Origin of the sequence: Xenorhabdus santafensis (genome assembly GCF_033949405.1) — a bacterium.
In the GTDB taxonomy this organism is placed as follows: domain Bacteria; phylum Pseudomonadota; class Gammaproteobacteria; order Enterobacterales; family Enterobacteriaceae; genus Xenorhabdus; species Xenorhabdus santafensis.
In genome coordinates this window covers 1-311 of the sequence record NZ_VCDN01000334.1, presented here as the reverse complement: position 1 = coordinate 311, position 311 = coordinate 1, and the positions used below count along the sequence as shown (strand labels likewise).

At 31.8% G+C, this 311-nt stretch carries 1 protein-coding gene; it reads right to left on the bottom strand.

What is annotated here, in order from left to right:
* The coding region (locus FE392_RS22700; protein WP_319931940.1) for a UvrD-helicase domain-containing protein at positions 1-311 on the bottom strand (311 nt) is incomplete at both ends.

Below are 311 nucleotides of genomic sequence, written 5' to 3'. Positions count from 1 at the left end.
TCACCCACAACACAAAGATTTTTAAAACGTGTTGCTAAATGTTTAACAAGAAGGTATTGCGCTTTGTTCGTATCTTGATACTCATCAACATGAATATATTGGAACTTGCGCTGATAAAACTCTAATACTTCTGGAACACGTTCAAATAGCTGAATCGTTGTCATAATTAAATCATCAAAGTCTAATGAGTTATTTTTCAAAAGACGTTTTTGATACTCTGTGTATACATCGCTCGTTAATTTTTCATATGGATCAGCCATTGTAATTTTTTTTGCATATTTATCCGCAGATAACAGTTCATTTTTCGCATT